The following is a 25925-nucleotide window of genomic DNA, read 5'->3' as shown; positions in this document are numbered from 1 at the left end:
CGAACGTACCCCGAATCCGGCCCGTGCGACGTCCGCGGACCGGGTCCGTTCGGGGCCGATCGGGGGGCCAGGGGGCCGGGCCCCGGTACCGACGTCAGGCCGGCCGCGCCATGGCGGCCGCCGGCACCTCCGATCCGATCACGTCGTCCGGCCACCCCTCCCGGTAAACGGTGTCGAGATACCGCTCCCCGAGGTCCGGCGCGATCGCCACCGCCGTCAGGCCCTGGCGCCCGTTCGCGGCCAGCCACTGCCCCGCGCCGCTGACCACGGTCCCCGTCGAGCCGCCGAACAGAAAACCGCGGGCGGCCAGACGGCGGCAGGCGAGGACCGTGTCGGACTCCTCGACGCGGATCAGATCGTCCACGTACGACTCGTCCAGGAACACCGGCGGCACGCTGGTGCCCAGCCCCGGGATCATCCGCCGCCCCGGCGTCCCGCCGAAGCTCACCGAACCGACACTGTCGACGGCGACGATCCGCACCCGGCGCCGCCACTCCTGCCAGAACCACCGGGCGCAGCCCATCAGCGTCCCGGTTGTTCCCGCGCCCACGAACAGCACGTCCAGATGCGGGAAACGACGGGCGATCGCGGGAGCGGTCGTACGGTAGTGCGCCTTCCAGTTGCCCTGGTTGGTGTACTGGTTGAGCCAGACATATCTGTCGTCCGACGCGCACAGCGCGTTCACGTACGCCATCCGTGCCCCCAGGAAACCGCGGCGCGCGTCCGGCTCCTCGATGATGTGCACCTGGCTGCCCAGCGCCTCCATCAGCCGGATCGTCGGCTCGTTGCACCGCGCGTCGGTGATGCACAGGAACCGGTATCCCCGGCTTGCCGCGATCACGCTCAACGCCACACCCAGGTTCCCGGACGACGACTCGACCAGGACCGAACCGGGGCGCAGCACCCCGTCGCGCTCGGCGGCGTTCACCATCTCGGTGGCCGCCTTGATCTTGATGGAGCCGGCGAAGTTGAAACCCTCGCACTTCAGGTACAGCGGCAGCCCCAGTGCGGCCCGGAGGTCGACATAGAGCTCCTCCTCGTTGAACTGGACAGGATCGGAAATGACGGGCATGGCGCCCCCCTCCTCATGCGTCACGAAGCCCGGCCGGTCAGCCGTACCGGCGCAGCTCGTGGAAGAACCCGTCGACGACGTGCAGCCCGCCCCTACGGGCCACCTCGTCGTGGACGAACCTGCCGACCGCGAGGTCGAGCACCCCCAGTCCGAACGGCGAGAACACCACCGTCCGGTCGTCCGGGACACCCACCCGCCCGGTCAGTACGTCGTTCAGCGTGCCGTCGAGGAACTCCCGCCCACCCGTGAGCCGTTCGGCCAGATGGGGGGAGGTCTCCGCCTTCAGACAGTGGTCGACGTCGTCCACGTAGTTCGCCGACGCGAGCAGGATCCGCGGATCGAGGTCGCGCAGCGACACATGCAGGACCAGCGGATGGTGCTCGAACCACGACACATCGTGGAGGTACGGCTTTCTCGCGACCGTGGCGAAGACCAGCAGGTCCGAGGAACGGACCAGGGACTCGGGGTCCTCGTGCACGGTGACCTTCCCCTTCGCGCCCGTCCGCTCCAGATAGCCCTTGAAGCCCGCCGCGCTCTCGGCCGACAGGTCGTGCACCCCCGTCTCCTCGAACTCCCAGCCCGTGCCGACGAGATGCGTGTGGATGTAACGGGCGATGAGGCCGGTTCCGATGAACCCGACCCGACTCGGGCGCGGGCGCCCGACGCTCAGCCGGTCCGCCGCCAGCGCCGCCGAGGACGCCGTGCGCGTCGCGCTGATCACCGAGCTCTCCAGACAGGCGTACGGGTAACCGGTCTCCGGGTCGTTCAGGATCAGCACGGCCGAGGCGCGCGGCAGACCGGATACGACGTTCTGCGGGAAACTGGAGACCCATTTGATTCCGTCCACCCGCAGCGGGCCGCCCAGCGAGGCCGGCAGGGCGATGATCCGGGAGGTCGGCCGGTCCGGGAAACGCAGGAAGTACGACGGCGGGTTCACCGACTCGCCCGCCCCGTGCAGCCGGTACACGGCCTCGACGAGCTCGGCGATCTCCGACTCCCGCCCCAGCAGGGCCTGTTGGACCTGCTCACCGGAGACGATCGAGAACGTGGGTGCGGCAGCGGCGGTCATGCGGTCCTCACTTCGACGGTCGGAGAGCAGTCGATGAGCCGTACCGGGTTCCCCAGCGCGGCCAGTACCTCGCGCGGGCCCTCGAACGGCTCCCGGCTGTGCGCGGTACGGATGTTGTCGACGAGCAGCAGGTCACCGGAGTGCCACGGCTCGCGCAGGGTGTGGGCCTCGTAGACCTCGTTGATCGTGCGGACGATGTCCTCGTCGAGCGGATCACCGCCCCCGAAACGGGTGTTGAAGGGCAGCCCGTCGGGGCCGTACACATCGACCAGGTACTCGCGCACCTCGGGGTCCATCGTCCACTCGCTCAGGAAGGCTATCTGGTTGAACCAGCAGCGCCGGCCGCTCACCGGATGACGGACCACGGCACTGCGGTGCTGCCGGGTGCGCAGGGAGCCGTCGTCCTGCCAGGCGAACTCGATGCCCTGCGCACGGCAGTAACGCTCCACGGCCGTCCGGTCGTCGGTGCCGAACGCCTCGGCGACCGACGCACCGATCTCGTCGTTGTACGTCCGCGTCAGCAGCCAGCCCTCCCGTTCGAACCGCTCGACCAGGCCGACGGGCAGCGCGTCCAGCACCGTCGGGCCGTCGGCCACCGCGGTCGCGCCGCCCTCCTCCGGCGCCACCTGGCAGGCGAAGAGCAGCAGACCCGGGAACCGGAGCGAGTAACTCAGCTCGTGGTGCATGCACATCTGCTGGTTCGGCGGCCACTTGGAGGAGGAGTAGACACCGCCCCCGTAGGAGCGACGGGGCGCGAACGGCTCCCGGTCGGGCATGAGCGCATCGGCCAGCGCGCCGAACACGGCCTCCGTCACGGCGGGTTCGACCAGGCCGAGACCACGCACCACAAGACTGCCGTGCTCGGCGACCGCGGCGCGCAGCGCGTCACGGTGCGCTGCCGCCCAACTCGCGGGATCCACTTCTGACGTGGTGTGCAGCAGCGGCGGGCGGCCCAGGGCCGCGTCGATGTCGGACAGAAGAGCCGGAGACGAGTGCGTCATTGCACCGGTTCCTTTCCTTGGCGCTGGTCCAGCAGTTCCGCCAGGTCGGCGAGGACCGGGCGGCGGGTGACGTCGTTGAGGGTGATCGCCCGGTCCAGGGCGATCGCGAGTTTCACGGCGGACAGCGAGGTGCCACCGCGGTCGAAGAAGTGGTCCAGGCGGCCGATCCGCTCCGCGGGCACGCCGAGCACCTCGGCCCACGCGGCGGCCATCCGCCGCTCGCCCGGTGTGTCCGGCAGGCCCGAGCCCGCGGACTCGAGCTCCTCGGCCAGCACGGTCAGCGTCCTGCGGTCGGTCTTGCCGTTGGCCGTCAACGGCAGCCGCTCCCGCCAGTGCACGACGGCCGGCACCATGTACGCGGGCAGCGACTCGGCCAGCCGCGACCGCACCACCTCCGCGCCCACCGGCCGCGCACCGGTGCAGAACGCCACCAGCTGAGCACCCCGTACGACGACCACCGCGCCGTCGCGCACACCGGGCACCCGCAGCAACGCGTTCTCGATCTCGCCGATCTCCACCCGGAATCCGCGGACCTTGACCTGGCCGTCCCGGCGCCCGAGGAACTCCAGCTTGCCGTCCGGCCGCCAGCGCCCGTGGTCACCGCTGCGGTACAGCCGTTCACCTGGCCGGTACGGGTCGTCGGTGAAGGCCGCCTTCGTCCGCTCGGGATCGTTGACATACCCCCGGCCGACGCAGACCCCGGAGAACACGATCTCGCCGGGCGCGCCCAGCGGTACCGGAACCAGGTCCTCGTCGACGACATACACCCGCACGTTGGCGATCGGCCGGCCGAGCGGTACCCGGTCGCCGTCCGGCGCACGGTCCATCACCTCGTGGTTGGTGTCGTCCGAAGTCTCCGTCAGGCCATAGGCGTTGACGAGACGGATGCCGGGCTCGGCCGTGAACCAGCGCTGCACCAGCTCCCGCTTGACGGCCTCGCCCGTCACCGACACACAGCGCAGATCCGACAGTTGACGCGGCCGCTGCTCCAACTCGGCCAGCACGGCCTCGAGATACGACGGCACGACCTGCAGCACATTCACCCCGCCCCGCACCACCGTGTCCACGAACCGTGGCACGTCCAGGATCGTCTCCTGGCCGATCACCAGCGTCCGCCCGCCCACGAGCAGCGCGGAGACCAGCTGCCACAGCGAGATGTCGAAGCACTGGGGAGCCGTCTGCGCCACCGTCCGCCCGGGGCCCACCCCCAGATCGGCGATCTTCGCGAGGACGTGGTTCAGGAAACCGGCGTGCTCGCACATCGCGCCCTTGGGCTCACCGGTGGACCCGGAGGTGAAGTAGATGTAGGCGAGCTGCTCGGCCGAGACCGGAATGCCCAGGTCGCCGTCGGAGTGCCCCTCGGTGTAAGCCGTTTCGACGAAGAGTTTCCGGGCCTGGGCGCCCACCTGGGCGTCGCTGCCGTGCTCGGTGAGCACCAGCGCGCAGTCGGCCCGCTCCAGCGTGCGCGCGACGCGGTCGGCCGGGAAGTGCGGCTCGACCGGCAGATAGACCCCGCCCGCCTTCAACACGGCCAGCACCGACGCCAGCCAGTCCAGGTTCCGCTCCATCACCACCGCGACCACGCCCTCGGGCCGCAGCCCGCGAGCAAGCAGCGCCCGGCCGATGCGGTTGGCGCGGGAGTTGAGCGCGGCGTACGTCCACCGCTGCCCGTCGTCCGCCACGGCGGCCACCGCGTCCGGATGCAGCCGCACCCGCTCCTCGAACAGCTCGTGCACCCGCCGGTCCGGCAGCTCCCACTGCGGGCCCGCCAACCCGTCCAGCTGGAAACCGAGTTCGTCCTCGCTCAGGAGCGTCGCGCGATCGGGGTCGGCCAGGGCGGCGAGGTGGTAGCCGGCGACCCGGGCGGCGGCCTCGGCGTCGAGGACATCGGTGCGGTAGCGCAGACGCAGCACACGGCCGGTGACGCTCACCCGCAGGCTGTCGTCCGTGCCCGCGCCCGCGCCGCCGGACAGCTCGGCCAGCACGCGGGCGTGCGCGGCCGCGAGAGCGGACGGGTCGTCCGGTACGCCCTTGGGCAGTGCGACTTCGTACTCGGCGACGCCCGGCACCGGGTCGAGCGTCCACCGCGGGATCGTTTCCATCGTTCTTTCCCCCTGAGGTCTTTCCTTGCGTGTTCCGTCACCCGTGTCGCGGCGCGACCGCCGGGTTGCCGCCCCAGTGCGCCCCGGACGGCACTTCCTCGCCCTTCATGAGGAAGGAGTCGGGTGCGAGCACCGCCCCGTCGCCCATGGACACGCCGTAGTGCACGAGCGCGCCGGTGCCGAGCGTGCAGCCGGCCCCGATGACGATGTGCTCCGACTTGAAGGTGCCGTCCTCCTGCGAGTGCGCCTGCACCTTGGTGTGGGCGGCGAGCGTGCAGTCGTCGCCGATCGCGGTGAGCGTGCGCTCGGTGATGTAGCAGCCGTCGTCGAAGACCCTCCGGCCCAGCTTCACGCCCAGCAGCCGCCAGATCAGGTTCTTGAACGGCGTCCCGTTGAAGACGACCAGGTGGTTGTCCGGCACCTTCCACAGCCGCTCGTGCCACCAGAAGTACGGGTCGTAGATCGAGCACAGCCGCGGCTCCAGCGGCCGGAACCGCCCGATGACCCGCTCCACCAGCACGTAGTAACCGGTACTGAAAGCGAGCCCCACGATCAGGGACGCGCCGATCAGCAGACCGCCGACGGTGCCGTGGGCGCCGTAGAGGTCGAAGGCGGCGAAACCGATCACCGAGAGCATGAACCAGTCCAGCCAGCGCAGAAACAGGAAGAGACTCATGGAACGCAGGTTGAAACGGTTCTTCCGGGCCAGCCGGCGCCCCAGCTCCGCGCCCTCGCGCAGCTGGTCGAAACGGGTGTCACGCTCCACCGTGCGCGGGATCTCGAACGGCGGCGAACCCAACAGGCCCACCCCTTCGCGGAGTTCGCCGTCCAGCGGGACCATCACCTTGGTCGCGAGCAGACAGTTGTCGCCGGTCCGGCCACCGCTCGGATAGGCGATGTGGTTCCCGAGGAAGTTGTGCGCTCCGATCGTCGCGCGCGAGACCCGGAAGGACGTGCCGGAGAAGTCGGCGTTCACGATCGACAGCCCGTCGGCGACCATGGTGCCCCTGCCCACGGTGACCAGGTACGGCGTCTCGTGCCGCACCTCCGTACCGAAGTTGGAGCCGGTCTGCTCCACGTGCGAGAGGTCGTAACCGATGGCCCGCAGATAGTGGACGATGTACGAGCTGTCGCCGCACAGCCACTTGAAGAACTTGATGTTGGTCATCCGGGCGATCGCCCGCTGCACCGAGTAGTGGAAGCCGTACAGCGGATAGACCCGCTCCGGGCGCAGCAGCGGGCCCAGCGCCCGCGGGAGCACGGAGACCGCGGCCAGACCGAGGACCACGGCACCGGCGTACGCGGCGAGGGAGAAGCCGAGTGCCTCACCGTAGAACGCGGCCGAGGCCAGGTCACGCGAGGTCGGGTCGAGGAGCCTGTCGAGCGCCGGCACCAGGGTGAGCAGCAGATAGGTGCCGCCGACCGCGAGCGGGATGTACAGCACCAGCATCCGCGCCAGGCCCGCCAGACCGTACGCCGCCCGCCGCAGGGTGGAGCAGCGGGCCGGGGGAACGCGGACGTGGTCGACGTCCGTGCGCACGGCCGGTGAGCCGTGCCACCGCTCGCCCGCCGGGACCGTCGTACAGGGCGGAGGAGTGACCGAGCTGGGAACCGTCGCCCATCGTCGTGCCGATGTCGAGAACCGTCTTCTCACCCACGTACACGTCCTGGCCGAGGGTGACGCGGCCGGTGCGGATACGGCCCGCGTGTGCCTGGTAGCAGAGCAGGAAAGCGTCCTTGCGGATCACCGAGCCCGCGCCGACGGTCAGCAGGTCGGCGCAGACCGGCACCGACGGGGACAGGATCGTCACGCCCTTGCCGATCCGGGCGCCGAGCGCGCGCAGATACATCACGAAGAGCGGGCTGCCGGCGAACAGGATCATCGGGTTGGCGTGCAGCAGCGCCTTGACGGTCCAGAAACGGACATAGGCGAGACTCCAGACCGGAAACTCCGTCTCCCGCCACCGGCCGACCAGCAGCCACTTGGCGACGACCGGCAGCACACACGCACCGGCGAACACCGCGGCCCCGAAGACGAGCGATCGCAGGTAAACGTCTACTGCACCGTTCACGGCGGAGATCCACTCGTAACCGCGTCCCATGACCACTCCGGCGAGCAGACAGTAAGCGGCGAAGATCAGGAACTGGAGCGTGCCGCACAGGAGATAGCGCGCGGTGCTGCCGGGGACCGGCGCCTGCGCCACCTCGACCGGCGCCGACGCGGGGGCCGGGACGGTGTCGAGGGCCGCGGCCAGGCTACGGATCGTCGGATGACCGTAGACGTCCTTCATCGACACCGCCGGCAGATCGGGGCGCTTCCTGACCCGGGCGCAGAAGTGCGCCATGGTCAGCGAGTTGGCGCCGAGATCGTCGAAGAAGTGGCTGTCGACCGGTATGTGCTCCCTGCGGACGACACCCGCCAGCACCTCTGCCAGGACATTTTCGGTGACGGTGTCGATTTTTCCCACCACGTGCGCTCCTTACGGGTTTTACAGGCTTTACGGGTTTTGCGGCTTCCGTGGTTCCGACGCCGGTGGAGCTGTTGCGGGCAGCGGACATTCCGCTGCCGGGCCCGGACATTCCGCCGCCCGGCGCGCACGTTTCGCCCCGCCCGCCACCAGGGCCTCCAGCGGCCCGCGTCCGACGTACCGCCGCCAGCAGACGGCGAAGAGGAGGGCGCCCGCGACCAGCAGGCCGTAGAGCAGGTCGGGTGAGCCGTCGAGGACGCCCGTGGCTAGGAGCAGGACATGGGCGCAGTAGAGGGTGAGCGGCATGCTGCCCGCCGCCGCGACGGGTGCGAGGGCCCGCCGGGCCGGCGGGCACCGGGTCAGCAGGAGGGCGCCGCCGAGCAGGGCGGCCGCCGAGCCGAGGGTCTGGAGCATGTCGAACGGAGAGGTCGAGTGCGGGGCGCGGGAGAGCAGCGACCACCAGGTCGAGCCGTCCGGGGTGTCCCACAGGACCTCGTTTCGGGCGTCGCGCCAGGGCGTGTGCGGGAACTCGGCCCGCCACAGATGCCGCAGCCCACCGAACCACCGCAGCAGCACGGTCGCGGTGAGCCAGGCGCCGGCCGCGAGCGCCAGCCCGCCCGTCAGGAGCCGTTTCGCAACCGTTTTCGACGTCAGGTCCATCCGGCCGACGGCGAGACCCGCGCACAGGTACGCCGTCCAGGCGAGCACCGGATAGTCGCCGTGCACCAGAAGGTCGGACACCAGGCCGAGCGGGTGGACGAACACGTCCGAGAGGACCGGGTCGCCGTCGAACCCCGGCTCGGGCAGCACGCCGCGCAGCAGGTGCAGGGCGACCGGAGCAGCCGCGGCGAGGGCGAGGGAGAGGCACAGCAGGGTGCGCGGGCGCAGTCGCAGCAGCGGCAGGGCGATCAGGAAGAGCAGGGCGTAGAAAGCGAGGATGACGTCCACGTCCAGGTCGGCCGCGCGGGAGGCGTATCCGAGCAGCAGTCCCACGAACCCGATCAGCAGCGCCCGTACCGCCACGGCCGCGTGGGCGCCGCGCCCGACCACCGGGCGTCGCCCGCCCGTCGTGAAGGCCAGCCCCACCCCCGCCATCAGCGCGAAGGTCGCCGCAGAGCGCCCGCCCGCGAGCATCCAGGCCGGGGTCGGCGGGCCGGAGTCGGTGAACGCTCCGTACACGTGGACGGAGAACATCCCGAGCAGCGCCAGTCCGCGTGCCGTGTCCACTCCGGTGATCCGCGGGGCGGCTGTCACCTCGCCGCCCGGGTGGGCCTGCGACGGAGTGTGCGTCGACGATTGCGGAGCAGGCATGAGAATTCCCCCGATTGGAATACGACGGAAATGCGGCCCCTGTTCACGGGTCTGCGCGAAGGAGCCGAATTCGGTGACGATGAGATGTGAGTTCAGAATGGTGCGCGAGTGCGTGGAGTGGCCGATAGGGCACGGGGGAATGCGCCTGGGCCGCCGTGAGTGTGCAGCGAATGCAATCCGATTGTTTCGGGGGCTTCATGAACGGTTCAAGGGCGTTTCATTCAATGGCGATTTCCGGACCCCCCGTGAAGTGCGCAGCAGGGGGTTCATGTACATGAACGAACATTTCGGCCAAAGCGAACATGACAGAAAAATCATCGGATTACTGCCAAGGGTTTCCGCCGTGTTGCCTGGGGGCCGGGGGATGAGCCCACCGGCACCCGCCGGATACCGTTAGGTCGTGCAGCCAGCAAGTGATTCCTCGCAGCGGTCCTCCGGCCGCCTCCACCGGGCGCGCGCCCTCTACCGGAACGTCTCCAAGCGCAGGACCGCCTGGCTGCTGCTGAAGGACACCGTGAACTCCTGCATGGAGTACCGCATCCTCGGCCTCGCCGCCGAAGCCGCGTTCTTCACGCTGCTGTCCGTGCCGCCGCTGCTGCTCAGCCTCATCGGCCTGCTCGGCTACGTGGACGACTGGACCGGCACGGACTCCATCTCCAGCCTGGAGAGCAACATCCTGGAGGCGTCCCGGACCGTCCTGTCCGACAAAGGTGTCTCCGAGATCGCACAACCGATCCTGCACGACGTGATGAAGGGTGGCCGCCCCGACGTCATCTCCATCGGTTTCCTGTTCGCCCTGTGGTCCGGCTCCCGCGCGGTCAACGTCTTCATCGACACCATCACCGTGATGTACGGCCTCGACGGCGTGCGCGGCATCGTCAAGACCCGGATCGTGGCGTTTCTGCTGTTCATCGGGGCGCTGGTGATCGGCTCGGTCGCACTGCCGCTGATGGTCGCGGGGCCGGACGCGGTGGTACGGATCGTGCCGTGGTCGGAGACGCTGGTGCAGGTCCTGTACTGGCCCGTCGTCATCGTCCTGTCGATCGTCTTCCTGACCACTCTCTACCACTGGTCCGTGCCCGTGCGCTCCCCGTGGATCGAGGACGTACCGGGCGCGCTGGTTTCCCTCGCGATGTGGGTGGTCTGCAGTTTCGTGCTGCGTATCTACCTCACCCACACCATCGAGGGCGCCTCCATCTACGGCTCCCTCGCCGCCTCCGTCGCCGTGCTGCTGTGGATCGGGGTGGGCGCCTTCGCGGTCCTCGTCGGAGCCGCGGTCAACGCGGCGATCGACCGGGTGTGGCCGGCCGCCGCGACCGCCGCGGCCCGCGCCGCCAACGAACGCCTGCGCGAGGTCCAGCTGGCCGAGCAGGTGGCCCGCGCCGCCGCCGGCCACGAGTCCGACCCCGACGACCCCGACATGCCCTCCGAGTTCCCGGAGCGCTGGTCCCGCTTCCTCCCCCCGGAGGACGTGACGTCCCGCCTGCGCACCCACGTGAAGAGCACACACCCACCGCACCCGCACAAACCGGAGGAGTCCTGACGGCCGACGGCACCGGATCGGAGGGGACAGCGGGACGGACGTCGTGGTCCGGGGCGCCGCGTGATGGAGAGGAAACAGTGGAGGCCATTGCTCGACGGGTGGGACAGGGGAGCGCTTTCGCTTTGTTGAGCGCTTTTTTGAGAGCGCACGGGGTGAATCCACAGGAGTTTCGGGGGCGGATTTCCGCGTGGGCGACTATTTTCGACACAGGTGACGGTGAGGCGTGACCGAGGTGGCGTACGTGTACTGGGAAAAGGCGTCTCGGCTTCCCGGGGCGGTCGTCTGGAGAAACACTCCCTCCGGCGACGGCGTCGGACGTGTCCTGCCCGACGGGTGCATGGATCTCCTCTGGCATGAGGGGCGGCTGCTCGTCGCCGGGCCGGATACGCGTGCCTACGTCACCCAGGGTGCCCAGGGCGTGTGGGCGGGCGTTCGTTTCTCTCCCGGTACCGCGCCCGCGCTGCTCGGTGTGCCTGCGCATGAGTTGCTCGACCGGCGCATCGAACTCGCCGATCTCCGGTCCGCCTCCGAGGTACGCCGGCTCGCCTCGCGCGTGCACGCCGCCGACGCACCGGAGCGCGGCCTTGAGGAGTTGGCGCTGCGGCTCGCCGCGGACACCGCACCCCCCGACCCCTTGCTACGGCCCCTCGTCACGGCCCTCGACTCGGGCTGCCCCGTCGCAGCGGTCGCCGACGAACTCGGCTTGGGCGCACGGCAGTTGCATCGCCGGTCGTTGGCCGCCTTCGGATACGGACCCAAGACGCTGGCCCGTGTGCTGCGGCTGCAACGGGCGTTGAGGATGGCCAGGGGCGGGGTGCCGTACGCGGAGACGGCCGCGCGGGCCGGGTTCGCCGACCAGGCCCATCTCGCTCGGGACGTCAAGGAGTTGGCCGGTGTGCCGCTCCGGCAGCTACTCGGTCGGTAGCGGCGCGAACAGGTCCACGCCGTTGCCGTCCGGGTCGTGCACGACCGCGTACCGCTGGCCCCAGAAGGCGTCCCATGGCTTGAGCTCGCCGTGGTAACCGGCTTCGACCAGTTCCTCGTACACCGAGTCGACCCCGGCGGCGCTGTCGCAGCGGAAGGCGAGGCCGGCACGGTTTCCGCCGCTGGGCGGCCGCCATGCGGGGTGGAAGGAACGTACCGCCTTCTCGGTGTCGAGCAGCAGGCGCAGCCCGCCCGGCAGCTCGGCCTCGGCGTGCGCCTGGTTCCCGGCGTCCTCGGGGAAGGCCAGTCCGAGCCTGCGGTAGAAGGCGACAGAGGCCGCCATGTCGGAGACGACCAGGCCCATGGCATCGATGCGTGGAGTCATGGGAGCACCGTAGACAGGTGGCCGCAGGGGGGTCTTGAAGGAATCGGACACGGGCGGCCGTGTCGTGGGGCGGTCTCGATGAATGGTCGGCTGTGGGGCGGCCTCGGCGAGCCGGCGATCAGCCGAAGGTGACCGGGCCCCGTGGGGTGTCCAGTGTGAAGGTGAGCGCGAACGGGCCGCTGGTCAGGGGGAGTTCGACGTCCAGGGCGGACAGGAGGGGGCGGATCTCCTCCGGGGCGGGGGCGCTCGCCGACAGGTGGAGAAGGGGAGCGACGGGAAGGCCGGAGGCGGTCGGGTGGATCGAGGCACCCCAGTCGATGAGGAAGGGCACCAGGCCCGAGGGGTGCTGGGTGTCGCCGTCGGTCAGGCGCCATTCCAGAAGGGTGCCGTCGGGGCGCCGACGGCTCATCGGACGGATGTCACCGGGGTCGTAGCCCCGGGAACGGGCCGTCGCGACCGCCGCGTCGAGATCGGGCGGGCTGATGGCCCAGGTGACCGTCCGGGCGGTCGCCAGCTGGTCGAGCGTGAAGGGGCGGGGGCCGTCCGGGGTGGACTGCTCCGGGTCGGGGCCGATGATTTCCAGATAGCTGGAACCGCCCAGCGACACAAGGAAGTTGCGGGTGCCGCGTCCGACGTGGGCACCGCCGGGGGCAGGTGTCACACCGGTGCGCCGCGTGAAGTCGGCGACCGTGGCCGCCAGATCGGGGGTCGCGAGGACCAGGTGGTCCAGATGCGCGGGGATGGCGTTCATCGAAGTCGAGGCTATGGGGCAACGGCCCCGCGATGGAACACCTGTGCGGCAGGATGGGGTCGTGAACCGTGGACCTCGTGCCTTGGCGCCGTCACTGCTTCTGTCCGTGCTGCTGCTCGCCGGGTGTGGCACGGAGAGGTCGGGGAGCGGTCCAGGCTCCGCAGGTCCGTCGGAATCCCCGGGGTCTCCGGGGTCTCCGGGGTCGAGTCCCTCCCCGGCCGATCCAGGGGAACTCGCCGCCCGAGCCAGGGCGTTGGGCATCGCTCCGGAACTTGTCCATGTCACGGAGAGCCCTGGATTCACCCTCGCCCAGCAGTCCGTGGGTGCGTCCGGTGAAGACGGTTTCTCCGCTGTCTACTGGTCGCAGAAGACGGGCACCCAGATCCAACTCCGGATCGACCGTGGCACATGGACCGCGGACACCTGTAGGAAGCAGCCCGTGGGCGATTCGTCCGCGGGGGAGCCGACCAGGTGCACACGTGAGGGGGACGCCTGGTACCGCAGTGCCGGTCGGCAGCACGGATACGCCGAGCCCAAGAAGGGGTACGTCATCCTGATCAGCGGCGCCGGTGTCCCGCGCGCCACCCTGCACAAGGCACTCCTCGCCGTCCATCGCCCGTCCGCCGCCGAACTCGCCGACCTGCTGCCGCCGCCCCCCACGGCGACCGGGAACGCACCGGTCGAACGCGGTGACCTGCCGCCGAACGGCGACGGAGCACCGGACAACTCCGTGCCGAGCGAAGGACTTTGACGTTCAGTCGTCCTGGGTGAGAGTGCCGTCCTCGTTCATCGTGGGGTGCATCTTCATGGGGCCGTACTCGTCGACGTCCGACGGCCGGGGGGTCTCCGGCCCCTCTGCCCCCATCCGTACCATTCGCTCGATCCGGCAGATCCTGAACAACCGGTCGGCGACCCGGAATTCATCGGCACGGCCCAGCGCCCGGAACTCCTCGGCCGCCGCGGCATAGCGGGCCTTCGTCTCCTCGTCGAACTTGTACAGCAGGGCCCATGTCTCGGCCATTCCGTCGTAGAACATGCGACGGGCGTCGTGCGGAGTCGGCATGAGCGCGCCACGCGGGCACCAGCCGCTGTGGTCGCCGCGCTCCACCAGGCCGAAACCGGCCGGCAGCAACACGATTTCCGGGTGCGTGCCGACGGCCCGTTCGGAATCGGCCCGCACGGCGGACGGGAAACGGGCGCCGCTGTACGCGAAGTCCCGCAGCCCCAGCTTGAGCGCGCCCGCAGCCGGCCCGTCCACCCGCTGCGGATCGAGCACGAACCCGGTGTCCCTCGACGGTGCCGCCCGCAGCCTCCGCTCCCAGAGGCGCTCCACCGGCTCCGGATCGGTGGGCCGAGGCGGCTCCAGCCCGTCCTGTCCCGCCCGGGCGAACTCGTCTCCGCGCACCATCCGGTAGCGCACCCCGCACGCCGCGACCTCGTTCACCGCCTCGCGCTCCAACACCCGTACGGCCGACAGCAGTTCACGCCGGACCGCTCGGTCCTCGGTTTCGTCCTTCGCGGTGAAGAACAGATACGACTGCAACGAGTCCCGGGCCATCTGCGGCATCCCGTCCACCACAGGCTTCAGCACCCGCCACTCCGTGCCCACTTCAGGATCCTGCACGGCCACCCCGAACACCGGTCCACGCAGGGCGAAGTCGGGATACCGCAACGAGGCCTCCATGGCGTCGTGCTCCCGCACCCATGCGGCGGGATCGTCAAGCCGTACCAACTCCTCGTGCAGGGCGTCGATCTGTTGCTGCCAGTCATCGTCCATGTACGCATTGTGGTGGCGTTCGGGCGGGTGCCGGAGGCAAACGACTCAACAGCCGCGGTCGTTGGATGCGCCGGCTATTGCGTGCAGCCGAATTGAGCGTCGATCTCCGCCTCGGTCATGGGACATCCCTCGGTCCAGTACCGGCCCTCGCCGAGGTGAGCGGTCATCACCTGGCGCACGTCGAAAACGCCTCCCGTCCCGTCGTCGGTCCCGGCGTAGGTGACGGAGACGTCGAGGCTCCGCGGCAGGCCCCTGGGTTGGGTCGCCGCAGTCGCCTCGAGAAAGTCGTCCGCTTTCCAGAGCGCCACCGTGCCGCGCTCACCCTGAGGCGTCTTGGGGCCGTGCGCCCGCCAGGGCAGTTTCTCGGAATCGCCGTCGTACACCTCGACCGTCTCCGCCCTGTCCGTCGGGCAGGTCGGGAACTTGACCGAGACACGGGACCCGTCGATACGCATACCGACAGGAGAAGGCGTCGCCGGGTCCGGACATCCGATGGACCATGAACGCGAACAAGGCCACGGCTCCGAGAACGGCCGCCAGGAGAGCCCCTGCCAGCACGGACGGGAGCGGCAGTACCAGCTGGGCAAGGCCGTCGTAGGGGACAGCCATGACCCGGCGACGCAACACCTTCCACTCATCTGGGAGTTCGCCGACGAGTGGTACGACTTCCGCTCCAGTCTCCGTGGTTCGGCGCGAATCCTGCTCCGCGCCGACGAAGCGTCGTACGAGGGCGGCGGCATGGGCGACGACCCGGAGTTCCGTGCCCATCTGCTGGGTGGCATCAACTGGGCCGCGCGGAAAGACTAGTTGCTAGTTGCGCGGGCGGGCCGTGCTCCCCCGTTCCACGAGCCGTGTCGACAACTCGGTACGGGTGCCCTCCGGGCGGTCCCCCTCCATCATGCGGACCAGCAGATGCAGGGCCGTCGCCGCCATCTCGGAGAGCGGCTGGCGGACGGTCGTGAGGGCAGGCGTGGTCCAGCGGGACTCCGGGAGGTCGTCGAAACCGACGACGCTCATGTCCTCGGGCACCTTCAACCCCCGCTCGGCCAGCGCCTCGTAGACGCCCAGCGCCATCCGGTCCGAGCAGACGAACACCGCTGTCGGAGGCTCGCGCAGATCCAGAAGGTCCTGCATGCGGCGGTGGGCGAGCGTCTCGTCGAAACCGGCGTGCCGGACGTACTCGGGACGGTGCCGGATGCCCGCCGAGGCGAGCGCCGAACGATAGCCGGCGACCCGCGCGCTGCTGCACATCTTGCGCTGGTGGCCGGCGATCACGGCGATGCGCTCGTGGCCGAGCGAGAGGAGATGCTCGGTCGCCGTCACGCCACCCTGCCAGTTCGCCGCGCCGACCGACACGACGCCCGGCGGTGGTTCGAGGACCGGGTCGATCAGGACGTACGGGATGCGATGCTGGTCCAGCCAGGTGTATTGGGACGTGGTCAGCTCGGCCAGGTTGAAGAGCACCCCGGACGAGCCGCGCGCGATCAGTTTGTCCAGCCAGCCGCGCTCCGGACGTCCGCTGCGGGTCCGGGTCAGCCCGGCGGAGACGACCACCTCCAGGCCCACGTCGTGCGCCGCCGCCTCCACCCCGTGCAGCACCGCCCCCGACCAGGAACTGGCGAGGGAGTGCACGACCAGGTCGACAAGACCGGGCACCTTGGCCGCGTCGAAACGGGGTCTGCGGACATAACCGAGCCGGTCCAGCGCTTCTGTCACCCGCCGACGCGTCTCCGGCGCCACGTCCTCCCGACCGTTGACCACCTTGGAGGCGGTCGGCACGGAAACTCCCGCCTCGCGGGCGACCACGGCCAGCGTCGGACCGGCCGCGACACTCGCACTTCCCGTACGGACCATAGGAAACCACCTCTCCGGCCCGCCCGAGGGCCATGAAAAGTTTCGACCGGCGCACTAAGCAGTAAGCGCTTCCTACCCTAGGTTCACGGGCACAGGTCGGGAAGAGGTCGGTCTTCGCCAGGTCTTCACGGGGCCGGACTTTCGAAACTTCGAACATGGCGACGACCGGAGGTTCATGAAGGCCGCGCTGTACGTGGCCAAGTGCAACCGCCGCCTGTACCTGGACGACAAGTACATCTCGGCTGATGTACGCCAAGTAAGCGATGACACACGTAAGCGTTTACGCCGTGTAGCCGCCGATGCGCGCTCTGCACCGGAATACCGGAGCGATCTGTGATGCTCTGTTGTTACCGGTGCAGAGGCGCGGTGAGGAGGCTGGTGGGCGTATGACGGCAGCAGTCCGGAGGGACCCCGTGGTGAGCACGCCCTACGGGGCGGTACGCGGCCGGTACGAGCACGGCGTCGCCGTGTTCCGCGGCATCCCGTACGCCGCACCCCCCTTCGGCCCGCGCCGCTTCAGGCCCCCCGTCCCACCCGAGCCGTGGGACGGTGTGCGCGACGCGGGTTCCTTCGGACCGACGCCGCCGAAACCGCCGTACTCCGAAGCCTTCCAGAAATACCTGTCCGACCCCGTAGTCCCGGGTGACGACTGCCTCAACCTCAACGTCTGGACGCCGCAGCCCGGCCCGTCCGCCCGGCTGCCGGTCCTGGTGTGGCTGCACGGCGGCGCCCTGACCAGGGGTTCCTCGGCGGTCCCGGTGTACGACGGGCGGAGCTTCGCCCGCGACGGTGTCGTCCTCGTCTCGATCAACTACCGGCTGGGCGTCGAGGGCTACGGCCTCTTCCCGGACGTCCCCGCCAACCCCGGGCTGCGCGACCAGCTCGCCGCCCTGCGCTGGGTGCACGAGTCGGTCGCGGCCTTCGGCGGCGACCCCGACCGGATCACCCTCTTCGGCCAGTCCGCGGGCGCGATCAGCATCGGCGCCCTGCTGGCCGCCCCGCAGGCGCAGGGCCTGGTACGACGCGCGGTTCTGCAGAGCGGGCCGCCCGAGGCGTTCGACCGGGAGAAGGTACGGCGGATGGTGCGCCGTATGGCCACCCGGCTGAAGATCCCGGCCACCGCCGCGGCCTTCGCCGAGGTCGACCGCGAGCTGCTGCTGCGCACCCAGGCCGAGGTCGGCCGGCTCAGCAGCCCCGTCCTCGGCGGCCCCTCCTTCGGACTGGTCATCGACGGCGACCTCGTCCCGCGCGACCCCCTGGAGGCACTCGTCGACGGCGGCATGGCCAGGGACGTCGACCTGATGCTCGGCTGGACCAGCGATGAATACCGCCTCTGGCTCGTCCCCGGCGGCCTCCTCGAACGCGTCGACCGGCTCGGTGCCGTCGCCCTCGCCGGCGCCATGGCGCGCTGTCACTGCGGCACCGAGGTACCCCGCGGCTACCGCGCCCTCCACCCGGAGGCCGGCACGTCCGAGATCGTGGGCCAGCTCGTCACCGACCACCTCCTGCGCATGCCCCTGCACCGGCTGGCCGACGCCCGCCCTGAAACCGCTCACGTCTACGAATTCGCCTGGCCATCCACCCTCCCCGGCCTCGGAGCCTGCCACGCCCTCGAGCTCGGTTTCGTCTTCGACACCGGTGACGTACCGGAATCGCGCAAGCTCGCCGGCGAGGGCGCGCCGCAAGAGCTGGCCACGGCGATGCACCAGGCATGGGTGCGTTTCGCGGTGGACGGCGACCCGGGGTGGGAACGGTGGAACACCTCTCATCCGGTGCGTGTCTTCGGCTCGGACGAGCCGTACACGGAGTACGGCCCCCGCGACGCCGAACTCGCCCTGTGGACGGCCGCCGAGCCCGCACCCCGCGAACCCGCCCCGGCCGGCCCCGCCGACAACGCGCCCCTGCTCGCCGGGGAACTCCGCTCGGCGATACGCCGCCTGCGCCGCTCGGCGGCGGTGCGGCGACACTGAACGCAGTGGATCGAGGGGCAGGTGACAGGCCGGCCGGCGATTCCGCTACCGGCCCACTGCCTTCACCGAGTCCCGCACCACCACATGAGTCCCCAACAGCAGATGCTCGTCCGGTGCCTCCGGCGTGCGGCCCAATGCGGTGCGGACGGCGAGGCGGCCGAGTTCCTCGTACGGGACGTGAACCGTGGTGAGGGCGGGATGCAGGTCGCGGGCGAACGGAATGTCGTCGTAACCGGCCAGCGAAACATCGCCCGGCACGCTCAGTCCTGCCTCGTGCAGGGCGGTCAGCCGAATCCACATGCGGAGCTGAGCCGATATGCGGCCCCGGCCGAGTGAATCCGAGCACCACGGCGCGAAGCGGCAACCCCGACACCGCCTCAGCCCCTACGTCGATCAGGCGCAGCCGCCCCCTTCACCCCGCACGCAACGTCTCCGCGATCCCCGAAACAGCCGCCGGCCCCACCCGGCAGCACCCCCCGATCAACCGAGCCCCCGCCTCCCGCCACCCGGCGACCTCCTCCGGCGCGAACATCGAACGCCCCTTCCACGCACGGGCTTCGGCGACCCAGGCCTCGCCGCTGTTGGGATACACGACCACCGGTTTGCCGGTGACACGGACAGCGGTCCGCACCGCGCGATCGACATCCTGCGGAGCGCAGCAGTTGACCCCCACCGCGATCACCTCGTCCGCGTCGGCCGCCTGAGCGAAAGCCTCCTCGAGCGGCTGACCCGCACGAGTGCGTTCACCGTCCACGGTGTACGACAGCCAGGCCGGCACCCCGAGCCCCCGTACCGCCCGCAGCAGCGCCCGCGCCTCGTCGGCGTCAGGAACCGTTTCCAGAGCGAGCACGTCGGGACGGGCGGCGGCCAGCACCTCCAGACGGGGCCGATGGAAAGCCTCCAACTCGTCCACGCTCAGGCCGTACCGTCCCCGGTACTCGGAGCCGTCCGCGAGCATCGCTCCGTACGGCCCGACCGACGCCGCCACCCACAGCGGCCGCGTCACGCCCCTCGCCTGCGCCTGCCGGGCCGCCTCACGGGCCAACTCCACGCTGAGCGCGAGGAGTTCGGCAGCCCGGTCAGAACCGATCCCGCGCTTGGCGAATCCTTCGAACGTCGCCTGGTAACTGCTTGTGATCGCTACGTCCGCGCCCGCCTCGAAGTACGCGAGATGTGCCTCGGTGATCGCCTCGGGCTGCTCGGCGAGCAGCCGCGCCGACCACAGCTCGTCGCTCAGGTCGTGCCCGGCGGATTCGAGCTGGTTGGACATGCCACCGTCGAGCACGACGGTGCCGGCGGTGAGGGCCGCGGCGAGGGAGGTGTCGCCGGAGGTGTCGCTGGTCATGCCACGAGGCTAGGCGAAGCGACCCACAGTGGCCGATTGCGTCCGATGGATGAACAGTTCGACCAGCATGTGGGACGGCAAGTTGCGATCACCCCTCCCCATCCCGCTCGTACCCACGGGAACAGACCATGACCGCCACCAGCTCCGCCGAGGCCGCCGACCCTTCCGAGCGGCCGTCTACCAGGGCGTGCCGTTCCAGTTCGCGGGTATTCCGGTGCACGTGTGGCTGCGGGGCGGCGGACGGCATCCTTGGAGAATGCCTGAAACCGCTCTCCGCGACGCCGAGGCGCTCGACGTCCTCGGCACGGGAAACGCCGTCTTCGAACCGCTCGTGCACAACCCCAAGAACGGTGTCACAGCAGGCGTGTGGCGAGTGTCGGGCGATGGCCGGACGGCCGTCCTGAAGGTCCTGACCCGCAACAAGGAGGCCACCGGGCGCTGGGCGGCCACGGACGATCCGCGCCACTGGAACTACTGGCGGCGTGAGGCCGACGCGTACGAGTCCGGGCTCGTGCGGGTGTGGGAGCGGTACGGCCTCCGTGCGCCCCGTCTGCTCGCCTGTGTCGAGCGAGCGGACGGAGATGTGGCCCTGTGGCTGGAGGACGTACGGGGAGAACCCGCGACGTCCTGGTCACTGGACCGGCATGTCTCGCACACGCGTCGGCTGGGCGCCGCACAGGGAGCCGTGGGCGAGCCGGCGGACCGGCGGTGGTTCTCGAAGCGGTTTCTGCGTGAGTACGTCGGTAGTAAAACGCGTGGCCAGGAACTCCTCGATGACGACGAGGCCTGGCGACAACCTCTGGTGCGAGACCACTTTCCGGCCGGGCTGCGCCGGGAGATGGTCCGGCTGCACCATGACCGTGAGTGGTTTCTGGACGTCATGGAAGCATTGCCGCGTACCTTCAGCCATCTCGACCTGTGGCCCGCGAATGTGCGAGCGGACGGCCCCGACAGTGTGCTGTTCGACTGGGCGTTCGCCGGTGACGGGGCGCTCGGAGAGGACCTCGGAAACTACGTCCCCGACTCGGTCTTCGACCTGTTCGTACCCGCTGCTCGGCTGCCCGAGTACGCGGCGCGGGCATACGAGGCGTATCTGCACGGCTTGCGGGAGAGCGGCTGGCGAGGCGACGAGAAGGCGGTGAGGTTGGCCGTGTGCGCGTCGGCGGTGAAGTACGACTGGCTCACCGCACTGAGTCTCGCCAGGGCGGGGGAGAAGCAGACGGACTACGGGGGCGCGCGGGTGGTGTCCGGTGAACTCCGTTACCGAGAGCGGGGGTTGACGCTCGCCTTCCTCGCCGGATGGGCACAGGAGGCGCGTGAACTGGCACCGAGGCTGGGATTTTCGGCGGCTCCGAGTGCGTGACGGTGTACCGAGGTCGGTCCAGCGCGGTCGCCCAGGCGTCTCGTATCCCTCGGGCTTTCGGTGGGGCTCCGCGGTGTACGGATTCAGCGATCCGTCGACGTCCACCAGCGGCGCCGGGCGCACCCGCTCACCCTCACCTCACTCGCACGGTCCCGGTCGGTGGTGAGACGGCCCTGCGACATTCCGGCCGGACGATCCGCCGGCCGTCGGGATGCCTCACCTCGCCGCGTGTCCACCTGTACGCCTGCGCTTGGTCGCCGGGATCACGAGGCCTATGAGCAGGCCGACCGCCAGTACGTAGGGCCACCAACCCAGGCCGGTGCCGGCCGTGTCGGCTGTGCGGGGTGCCACGGCGGCGTTCGTTGCCGTGCGTTGCAACTCGGCCTTCTTCGCGTGGGTCGCGCTCGTCGCGGTGAGGGTCACGTCGTTGCCGTCGCCGCCCTTGTAGCTGATCCGGTAGGTGGTGTCGCCGAGTTCGAGGGCGGTGCCCTCCTTCAGGCCCTTGAACGCGCCGGTCGTCCTGGACTTGCCGGTGTGCTCCAGGACGGTGATCTCGTGCGCGGGTTTCGTCCCGGCGGCCGACAAGTCGAGGTCACCCGCCAACCTGACCGATCCCTGTACCTTCAACGGCCGCTGAGACAGAACCAGTTCGCCATTCGTGCCTTGCCTGTAGGCGCCGGACACCGTCAACCCGCCGGTGATCACACCCTCGTTGGTCACCGCGCCCCGCACCGTGCCCTTGCCGCTGAGCGTCGTCGTCACCCGCAGGCCCGACGAACCCGCGTCGAGCCGTGAAGCCGCCCCGGTCAGCCGAATCGCCTTGCTCCGCGTGAGAGTCGCGCCGTCGCGCAGAGCCAGCGTCCCCTTGGTCACGGTCGTCGTCCCGGTGTACGTCACCGCGCTCCCGGTCAACGTGGTGGTCGCGGCGCCGGACTGGACCAACGCCCCCGTCCCGCCGAGGTATGACAGCTCCACCGGATGTGTCGCATTCCGTACGACCAGGGTCCCGTCGTTCACGATCCGCCGCCGCTCCGTGCCCGTCAGCAGTGAGCCGTCGCCGCTTCCCCCCGAACCGAGCCCGAGCCGCAGTACCGCCCCCTTCTCCACGGTCGTGGAACCGTCGTAGTACTGCGCCGCCGCGAAGGTCACGTCGTTACCGTGCGTTCCCGCGATGACGACGTCCCCGGCGCCGGGCGCCGCCAGTGTGTCGTGATACACGCCGCCGCCGATGGGGGCGCCCAACGTGACGGGACCGTTGTAGTCGAAGGTCAGCTTCGAACGCCGGCCACTCTTCTCGTGCAGGTTGATGTAAACGGTGTCCTTCGTGCCCGGCATGAAGATCCGGTCGGTGGTGCCGTCGCCCCACTGGACGTCCGCGCCCTCGACGTTGGTGCCGCGCTTGTTCAACCGGTGCGCGATGGCACGCCAGTTGAGACTCGGGTCGCTGAGCGACGGCCTGGTGTCGCCGCCCTGGTCGCTGTAGCTGTACTGGCCGGTGAGGACGACCCTGCTGCCGGGCCGGGTGTGCACGTTGACGTCGCTGCCGTACGCACGCTCGTAGAAGTTCTGGCGCAGGGTGATCGTCTGATGCAGCGGGGTGTCGACGATCCAGGAGCCCTGGTTGAGGATCGCGCGCACCCGGGGCAGGGCCACCGGGTACTCGGGGCGTCCGACCGCCATACCAGTACCGTTGTCGATGACCCCGGAGAAGGGGTGGGTGCCGGCCAGGTCGAGGGTGCCCCACATGTCGCGCGGCTGGGTCACCAGGCCCGCGCCGCTGATGGTGCCGATGTTGAAGGTGCGGGTCAGGGACAACCTCAAGGTGCCGTCGACCCGGATGTTGAGCTCGTTCAGCTGGTAGCCGGGCGTGTGGTACGGGAAGTGGCCGATCAGGCCGGTGCCGCCGCCCGTGCCGTACTGGAGGGTCGCTCCCCGCTCGACCGTGATGGCCGGCGGGTCGGGGTTGGTGACCGTCGTGTACGGGTGGTTTCCGCCCTGCGTACGCACCACCTGACGCTGCCGGGGCCTCGGCAGGGTGAAGTCGCTGTCCTTGGTGAGGACCAGCGTCCCGCCGCCGCGCACGGTGAGCGTTCCCTCGCCGCGGAGGACACCGTCGTACGTCGTCGTCCCGGCAGGCACGGTGACCACGGTGTCGCCGGTCAGGGTAACGTCCCGGTCGGCGAGCACGTCGGCGGTCGCGTCGCGGGTGCCGGCCGCCGAGGCGGCAGGCACGGCGACGGTGAGGGCGATCACCGTCGCGAGGGCTCCCGCGGCGGCTGCTGTCTTGTGGAAATGGCTGCGCACATGATCGGAGACGGCCGGGACGAGGTTCGATAACAGAAAATACGGCGCGCAGAAAGCGCCTTCTTTTCTCACGTCAGACCCGTTGACCTCCTCGTTGCCCAGCCTTACCTTTCGGCTGTTCGCAATAACAACAGATGTTCTCAATACCGAACATCACTCTCAGGACACCCCCACCCGAGAGGCAGTCCCGCATGAGCCGCGCTCCCGACGTCCCCGATCGACGACTGCTGCTGAAAGGCGCCCTGGCCGCGGGCGTCCTGGCCGCGGCCCCCGCAGTCGCCGAAGCCGCTCCCGGCCCGAGGAAGGCCGCACCGTTCATCAACCCCCTGGTCCGGCAGCGCGCCGACCCCCACATCCACCGTCACGCGGACGGTTGCTACTACTTCACCGCGACCGTCCCCGAGTACGACCGCATCATCCTGCGCCGCTCCCGCACCCTGAACGGCCTCGCGACCGCCGCCGAATCGGTCATCTGGACCAAGCACGCCACCGGCGCCATGGGCGCCCACATCTGGGCGCCGGAGATCCACCGCATCGGCGGCAAGTGGTACATCTACTTCGCGTCCGCGCCCGCCGAGAGCGTCTGGGACATCCGCATCTGGGTGCTGGAGAACGCCGACCCCGATCCGTTCCAGGGCACTTGGGTGGAGAAGGGGCAGGTGAAGACCGCCTGGGAGACCTTCTCCCTCGACGCCACCACCTTCAGCCACCGCGGCAGCCGGTACCTGCTCTGGGCGCAGCACGAGCCCGGCATGGACAACAACACCGGGCTGTGGATCTCCCGGATGGAGAACCCCTGGACCCTGACGGGTCCTCAGGTCCGGCTCTCCACACCGGAGTACGACTGGGAGTGCGTCGGCTACAAGGTCAACGAGGGCCCCGCGGTGCTCGCCCGCAACGGCCGGCTCTTCCTGTCCTACTCGGCCAGTGCCACCGACTTCCACTACTGCATGGGCCTGCTCACGATCGACGCGGGCGCCGACCTGCTGGACGCCGCCAACTGGTCCAAGTCCCCGACCCCGGTGTTCACCAGCAATGACTCCACCCGGCAGTACGGCCCCGGCCACAACTGCTTCACGGTCGCCGAGGACGGTCGCAGCGATGTCCTCGTCTATCACGCCCGGCAGTACAAGGAGATCACCGGCGACCCCCTGAACGACCCCAACCGCCACACCCGGATCCAGAGACTCGGCTGGAAACCGGACGGCACCCCCGACTTCGGCATCCCCGTGGCCGACACGGTGGCCGACTCCGTAAAGGAGAGTGCGTGAGATGAGACGTGCGTACGCGGTGCTGCTCGCCCTCTGTCTGGGCCTGTTCGGCGCCCTCGCGACCGCAGGACCGGCCCAGGCGGCCGCCTACACCATCACCAACGGCACCCAGTTCACGGACACTTCGGGCAACGCCGTGCACGCCCACGGAGGCGGTGTCATCAAGGTCGGGTCCTACTACTACTGGTTCGGAGAGGACCGCAACTCCGACAACACCTTCAAGTACGTGGACGCCTACCGCTCCACCGACCTGAAGAACTGGGAGTTCCGCAACCACGTCCTGACCCAGTCGTCGGCCTCCGAGCTGGGCACCGCCTACATCGAGCGGCCGAAAGTCATCTACAACGCTTCCACCGGCAAGTTCGTGATGTGGATGCACAAGGAGAACGGCGTCGACTACAGCCAGGCCCGCGCCGCCGTCGCCGTCTCCGACACCGTCGACGGCAACTACACCTACCAGGGCAGCTTCCAGCCGCTCGGCCAGTACATGTCCCGGGACATCACGACCTTCGTGGACACCGACGGAACCGCTTACATGGTCTCCGCGGCCAATGAGAACTACGACCTGCAGATCTACCGGCTCACCTCCGACTACACCGCCATCGACAGCCTGGTCGCCAACCCCTGGGCGGGCGGTCACCGAGAGGCCCCGGCGCTGTTCAAGCGGGGCGGTGTCTACTTCATGCTGACATCGGGGGCCACCGGCTGGAGCGCCAACCAGCAGCAGTACGCCACCGCGACCAGCCTCTCCGGCCCCTGGACGTCCTGGACGAACGTCGGCGACTCCACGGCCTACAACTCCCAGACGGCGTACGTCCTCCCGGTCGCGGGCACTTCCGGCACCTCGTACCTCTACATGGGCGACCGCTGGGGCAACTCCTTCGGCGGCACCGTCAACGACTCCCGTTACGTGTGGCTGCCGTTGACCTTCCCCACCTCCACCTCGATGTCCATGTCCTGGTACCCGGAGGTCACCATCGACACCGCCGCCGGCACCGTCAGCGGCACCAGCGCCACGTACAACACCCTGATCGCGCGACACAGCGGCAAGTGTGCGGACGTGCCGAACCAGTCCCTGTGGCAGGGCATCGCGATCAGCCAGTACACCTGCAACAGCGGGACCAACCAGAAGTGGTGGTTCAAGGATCTCGGAACCGGTTACTACGAGCTGATGGGCCGTGGCAGCTCCCTCTGTCTGCAGGAGAACGACACCAACGTCACCCAGGAGAACTGCACCGGAGCCACCGCTCAGCAGTGGTCGGTCGTCACCTCGGGCTCCTATGTGAACATCACGGCCCGCACCACCGGCGAGTGCCTGGACGTGTCCGGCGCGTCCACCGCCAACTCGGCCTCCCTCATCACGTACACCTGCAACGGAGGCACCAACCAGCAGTGGACACGCGGAACCTGACGTC

At 69.7% G+C, this 25925-nt stretch carries 20 protein-coding genes and 3 pseudogenes; 9 read left to right on the top strand and 14 right to left on the bottom strand.

Annotated elements, in window-relative coordinates; translation table 11 throughout:
- Nucleotides 1–94: 94 nt before the first annotated feature.
- The 6 genes and pseudogenes from sbnA to ABZT17_RS21665 form a co-directional block, all read right to left on the bottom strand.
- Entirely contained in the window at nucleotides 95–1072 is a 978-nt protein-coding gene (gene sbnA, locus ABZT17_RS21690) for a 2,3-diaminopropionate biosynthesis protein SbnA (RefSeq protein WP_356351095.1), read from the bottom strand.
- 37 nt (nucleotides 1073–1109) lie between these two features.
- Complete coding sequence (gene sbnB / locus ABZT17_RS21685; protein ID WP_356351093.1) at nucleotides 1110–2141, bottom strand: 2,3-diaminopropionate biosynthesis protein SbnB; 1032 nt, start codon at nucleotides 2139–2141, stop codon at nucleotides 1110–1112.
- Entirely contained in the window at nucleotides 2138–3142 is a 1005-nt protein-coding gene (locus ABZT17_RS21680; RefSeq protein WP_356351091.1) for a TauD/TfdA family dioxygenase, read from the bottom strand. The genes sbnB and ABZT17_RS21680 overlap by 4 nt, the downstream gene beginning before the upstream one ends.
- Nucleotides 3139–5244 carry a non-ribosomal peptide synthetase gene (locus ABZT17_RS21675; protein WP_356351090.1) on the bottom strand — a complete coding sequence of 702 codons (2106 nt, stop codon included), beginning with the start codon at nucleotides 5242–5244 and terminating at the stop codon, nucleotides 3139–3141. Before ABZT17_RS21675 ends, ABZT17_RS21680 begins: the two co-directional genes overlap by 4 nt.
- A 37-nt stretch (nucleotides 5245–5281) precedes the next feature.
- Nucleotides 5282–7712: pseudogene (locus ABZT17_RS21670) on the bottom strand (Pls/PosA family non-ribosomal peptide synthetase).
- Nucleotides 7713–7742: 30 nt separating this feature from the next.
- The gene (locus tag ABZT17_RS21665) at nucleotides 7743–9023 is read right to left on the bottom strand and encodes a heparan-alpha-glucosaminide N-acetyltransferase domain-containing protein (RefSeq protein WP_356351088.1); all 1281 of its coding nucleotides are present in this window, start codon (nucleotides 9021–9023) and stop codon (nucleotides 7743–7745) included.
- 400 nt (nucleotides 9024–9423) lie between these two features.
- On the opposite strand from ABZT17_RS21665, the gene ABZT17_RS21660 reads away from it, so the two are divergent.
- Entirely contained in the window at nucleotides 9424–10566 is a 1143-nt protein-coding gene (locus ABZT17_RS21660; protein ID WP_356351087.1) for a YihY/virulence factor BrkB family protein, read from the top strand.
- Between the two features lie 241 nt (nucleotides 10567–10807).
- On the top strand, nucleotides 10808–11491 hold the full coding sequence (locus tag ABZT17_RS21655) for a helix-turn-helix transcriptional regulator (protein WP_356351120.1): 684 nt from the start codon (nucleotides 10808–10810) through the stop codon (nucleotides 11489–11491).
- Here the strand turns inward: ABZT17_RS21655 and ABZT17_RS21650 are convergent.
- Together ABZT17_RS21650 and ABZT17_RS21645 are read right to left on the bottom strand one after the other, a co-directional pair.
- On the bottom strand, nucleotides 11477–11875 hold the full coding sequence (locus ABZT17_RS21650; protein WP_356351085.1) for a VOC family protein: 399 nt from the start codon (nucleotides 11873–11875) through the stop codon (nucleotides 11477–11479). The genes ABZT17_RS21655 and ABZT17_RS21650 overlap by 15 nt on opposite strands.
- A 118-nt stretch (nucleotides 11876–11993) precedes the next feature.
- Nucleotides 11994–12626, bottom strand: coding sequence for a VOC family protein (locus ABZT17_RS21645; RefSeq protein WP_356351084.1), 633 nt, complete (start codon nucleotides 12624–12626; stop codon nucleotides 11994–11996).
- A gap of 439 nt (nucleotides 12627–13065) precedes the next feature.
- Between ABZT17_RS21645 and ABZT17_RS21640 the strand changes: the two genes are divergently transcribed.
- Nucleotides 13066–13377, top strand: a complete 312-nt coding sequence (locus ABZT17_RS21640; protein WP_356351082.1) for a hypothetical protein — start codon at nucleotides 13066–13068, stop codon at nucleotides 13375–13377.
- A 3-nt stretch (nucleotides 13378–13380) separates the two neighbouring features.
- On the opposite strand, the gene ABZT17_RS21635 is transcribed toward ABZT17_RS21640, so the two are convergent.
- Complete coding sequence (locus ABZT17_RS21635) at nucleotides 13381–14403, bottom strand: DUF5954 family protein (protein WP_356351081.1); 1023 nt, start codon at nucleotides 14401–14403, stop codon at nucleotides 13381–13383.
- A gap of 74 nt (nucleotides 14404–14477) precedes the next feature.
- Entirely contained in the window at nucleotides 14478–14858 is a 381-nt protein-coding gene (locus tag ABZT17_RS21630; RefSeq protein ID WP_356351079.1) for a hypothetical protein, read from the bottom strand.
- A 118-nt stretch (nucleotides 14859–14976) separates the two neighbouring features.
- Here ABZT17_RS21630 and ABZT17_RS21625 point away from each other — a divergent pair.
- Nucleotides 14977–15210: pseudogene (locus tag ABZT17_RS21625) on the top strand (ThuA domain-containing protein); the annotation flags it as partial.
- Between the two features lie 3 nt (nucleotides 15211–15213).
- On the opposite strand, the gene ABZT17_RS21620 reads toward ABZT17_RS21625, so the two are convergent.
- Nucleotides 15214–16257: a LacI family DNA-binding transcriptional regulator gene (locus ABZT17_RS21620; protein ID WP_356351078.1), complete on the bottom strand. Its 1044-nt coding sequence runs from the start codon at nucleotides 16255–16257 to the stop codon at nucleotides 15214–15216.
- A gap of 175 nt (nucleotides 16258–16432) precedes the next feature.
- Here ABZT17_RS21620 and ABZT17_RS21615 point away from each other — a divergent pair, with 175 nt between their 5' ends.
- Together ABZT17_RS21615 and ABZT17_RS21610 are read left to right on the top strand one after the other, a co-directional pair.
- Entirely contained in the window at nucleotides 16433–16594 is a 162-nt protein-coding gene (locus ABZT17_RS21615) for a hypothetical protein (RefSeq protein WP_356351077.1), read from the top strand.
- A gap of 49 nt (nucleotides 16595–16643) precedes the next feature.
- A complete protein-coding gene (locus tag ABZT17_RS21610; protein ID WP_356351076.1) occupies nucleotides 16644–18227 on the top strand; it encodes a carboxylesterase family protein in 1584 nt (527 codons plus the stop codon).
- Between the two features lie 45 nt (nucleotides 18228–18272).
- On the opposite strand, the pseudogene ABZT17_RS21605 reads toward ABZT17_RS21610, so the two are convergent.
- Together ABZT17_RS21605 and mmuM are read right to left on the bottom strand one after the other, a co-directional pair.
- Nucleotides 18273–18515 (bottom strand): annotated as a pseudogene (locus tag ABZT17_RS21605) (substrate-binding domain-containing protein); the annotation flags it as partial.
- A 124-nt stretch (nucleotides 18516–18639) separates the two neighbouring features.
- Nucleotides 18640–19572 (bottom strand): homocysteine S-methyltransferase, encoded by a 933-nt coding sequence (mmuM, locus tag ABZT17_RS21600; protein WP_356351075.1) that lies wholly within the window; start codon nucleotides 19570–19572, stop codon nucleotides 18640–18642.
- 256 nt (nucleotides 19573–19828) lie between these two features.
- On the opposite strand from mmuM, the gene ABZT17_RS21595 reads away from it, so the two are divergent.
- On the top strand, nucleotides 19829–20935 hold the full coding sequence (locus tag ABZT17_RS21595) for an aminoglycoside phosphotransferase (protein ID WP_356351074.1): 1107 nt from the start codon (nucleotides 19829–19831) through the stop codon (nucleotides 20933–20935).
- A gap of 216 nt (nucleotides 20936–21151) precedes the next feature.
- Here the strand turns inward: ABZT17_RS21595 and ABZT17_RS21590 are convergent, their stop codons facing one another.
- Nucleotides 21152–23239, bottom strand: a complete 2088-nt coding sequence (locus ABZT17_RS21590; protein WP_356351073.1) for an autotransporter — start codon at nucleotides 23237–23239, stop codon at nucleotides 21152–21154.
- A gap of 191 nt (nucleotides 23240–23430) precedes the next feature.
- On the opposite strand from ABZT17_RS21590, the gene ABZT17_RS21585 reads away from it, so the two are divergent.
- Nucleotides 23431–24510 carry a glycoside hydrolase family 43 protein gene (locus tag ABZT17_RS21585; RefSeq protein ID WP_356351072.1) on the top strand — a complete coding sequence of 360 codons (1080 nt, stop codon included), beginning with the start codon at nucleotides 23431–23433 and terminating at the stop codon, nucleotides 24508–24510.
- A 1-nt stretch (nucleotide 24511) separates the two neighbouring features.
- Entirely contained in the window at nucleotides 24512–25921 is a 1410-nt protein-coding gene (locus ABZT17_RS21580) for an RICIN domain-containing protein (RefSeq protein WP_356351071.1), read from the top strand.
- The last annotated feature ends 4 nt before the right edge of the window (nucleotides 25922–25925 follow it).

The sequence above is a fragment of the Streptomyces sp. NPDC005648 genome (genome assembly GCF_040605395.1).
Classification (GTDB): Bacteria; Actinomycetota; Actinomycetes; order Streptomycetales; family Streptomycetaceae; genus Streptomyces.
This window is presented reverse-complemented; position numbering and strand designations above follow the sequence as displayed.

What these genes read in the sequence shown, in the direction of transcription:
- ABZT17_RS21680 (WP_356351091.1), bottom strand. Translation starts at nt 3,142, where the DNA reads ATGACGCACTCGTCTCCGGCTCTTCTGTCCGACATCGACGCGGCCCTG.
- ABZT17_RS21585 (WP_356351072.1), top strand. Translation starts at nt 23,431, where the DNA reads ATGAGCCGCGCTCCCGACGTCCCCGATCGACGACTGCTGCTGAAAGGC.
- ABZT17_RS21615 (WP_356351077.1), top strand. Translation starts at nt 16,433, where the DNA reads ATGAAGGCCGCGCTGTACGTGGCCAAGTGCAACCGCCGCCTGTACCTG.
- ABZT17_RS21645 (WP_356351084.1), bottom strand. Translation starts at nt 12,626, where the DNA reads ATGAACGCCATCCCCGCGCATCTGGACCACCTGGTCCTCGCGACCCCC.
- ABZT17_RS21650 (WP_356351085.1), bottom strand. Translation starts at nt 11,875, where the DNA reads ATGACTCCACGCATCGATGCCATGGGCCTGGTCGTCTCCGACATGGCG.
- ABZT17_RS21630 (WP_356351079.1), bottom strand. Translation starts at nt 14,858, where the DNA reads ATGCGTATCGACGGGTCCCGTGTCTCGGTCAAGTTCCCGACCTGCCCG.
- ABZT17_RS21620 (WP_356351078.1), bottom strand. Translation starts at nt 16,257, where the DNA reads ATGGTCCGTACGGGAAGTGCGAGTGTCGCGGCCGGTCCGACGCTGGCC.
- ABZT17_RS21595 (WP_356351074.1), top strand. Translation starts at nt 19,829, where the DNA reads ATGCCTGAAACCGCTCTCCGCGACGCCGAGGCGCTCGACGTCCTCGGC.
- ABZT17_RS21610 (WP_356351076.1), top strand. Translation starts at nt 16,644, where the DNA reads ATGACGGCAGCAGTCCGGAGGGACCCCGTGGTGAGCACGCCCTACGGG.
- ABZT17_RS21635 (WP_356351081.1), bottom strand. Translation starts at nt 14,403, where the DNA reads ATGGACGATGACTGGCAGCAACAGATCGACGCCCTGCACGAGGAGTTG.
- mmuM (WP_356351075.1), bottom strand. Translation starts at nt 19,572, where the DNA reads ATGACCAGCGACACCTCCGGCGACACCTCCCTCGCCGCGGCCCTCACC.
- sbnB (WP_356351093.1), bottom strand. Translation starts at nt 2,141, where the DNA reads ATGACCGCCGCTGCCGCACCCACGTTCTCGATCGTCTCCGGTGAGCAG.
- ABZT17_RS21580 (WP_356351071.1), top strand. Translation starts at nt 24,512, where the DNA reads ATGAGACGTGCGTACGCGGTGCTGCTCGCCCTCTGTCTGGGCCTGTTC.
- ABZT17_RS21665 (WP_356351088.1), bottom strand. Translation starts at nt 9,023, where the DNA reads ATGCCTGCTCCGCAATCGTCGACGCACACTCCGTCGCAGGCCCACCCG.
- ABZT17_RS21675 (WP_356351090.1), bottom strand. Translation starts at nt 5,244, where the DNA reads ATGGAAACGATCCCGCGGTGGACGCTCGACCCGGTGCCGGGCGTCGCC.
- sbnA (WP_356351095.1), bottom strand. Translation starts at nt 1,072, where the DNA reads ATGCCCGTCATTTCCGATCCTGTCCAGTTCAACGAGGAGGAGCTCTAT.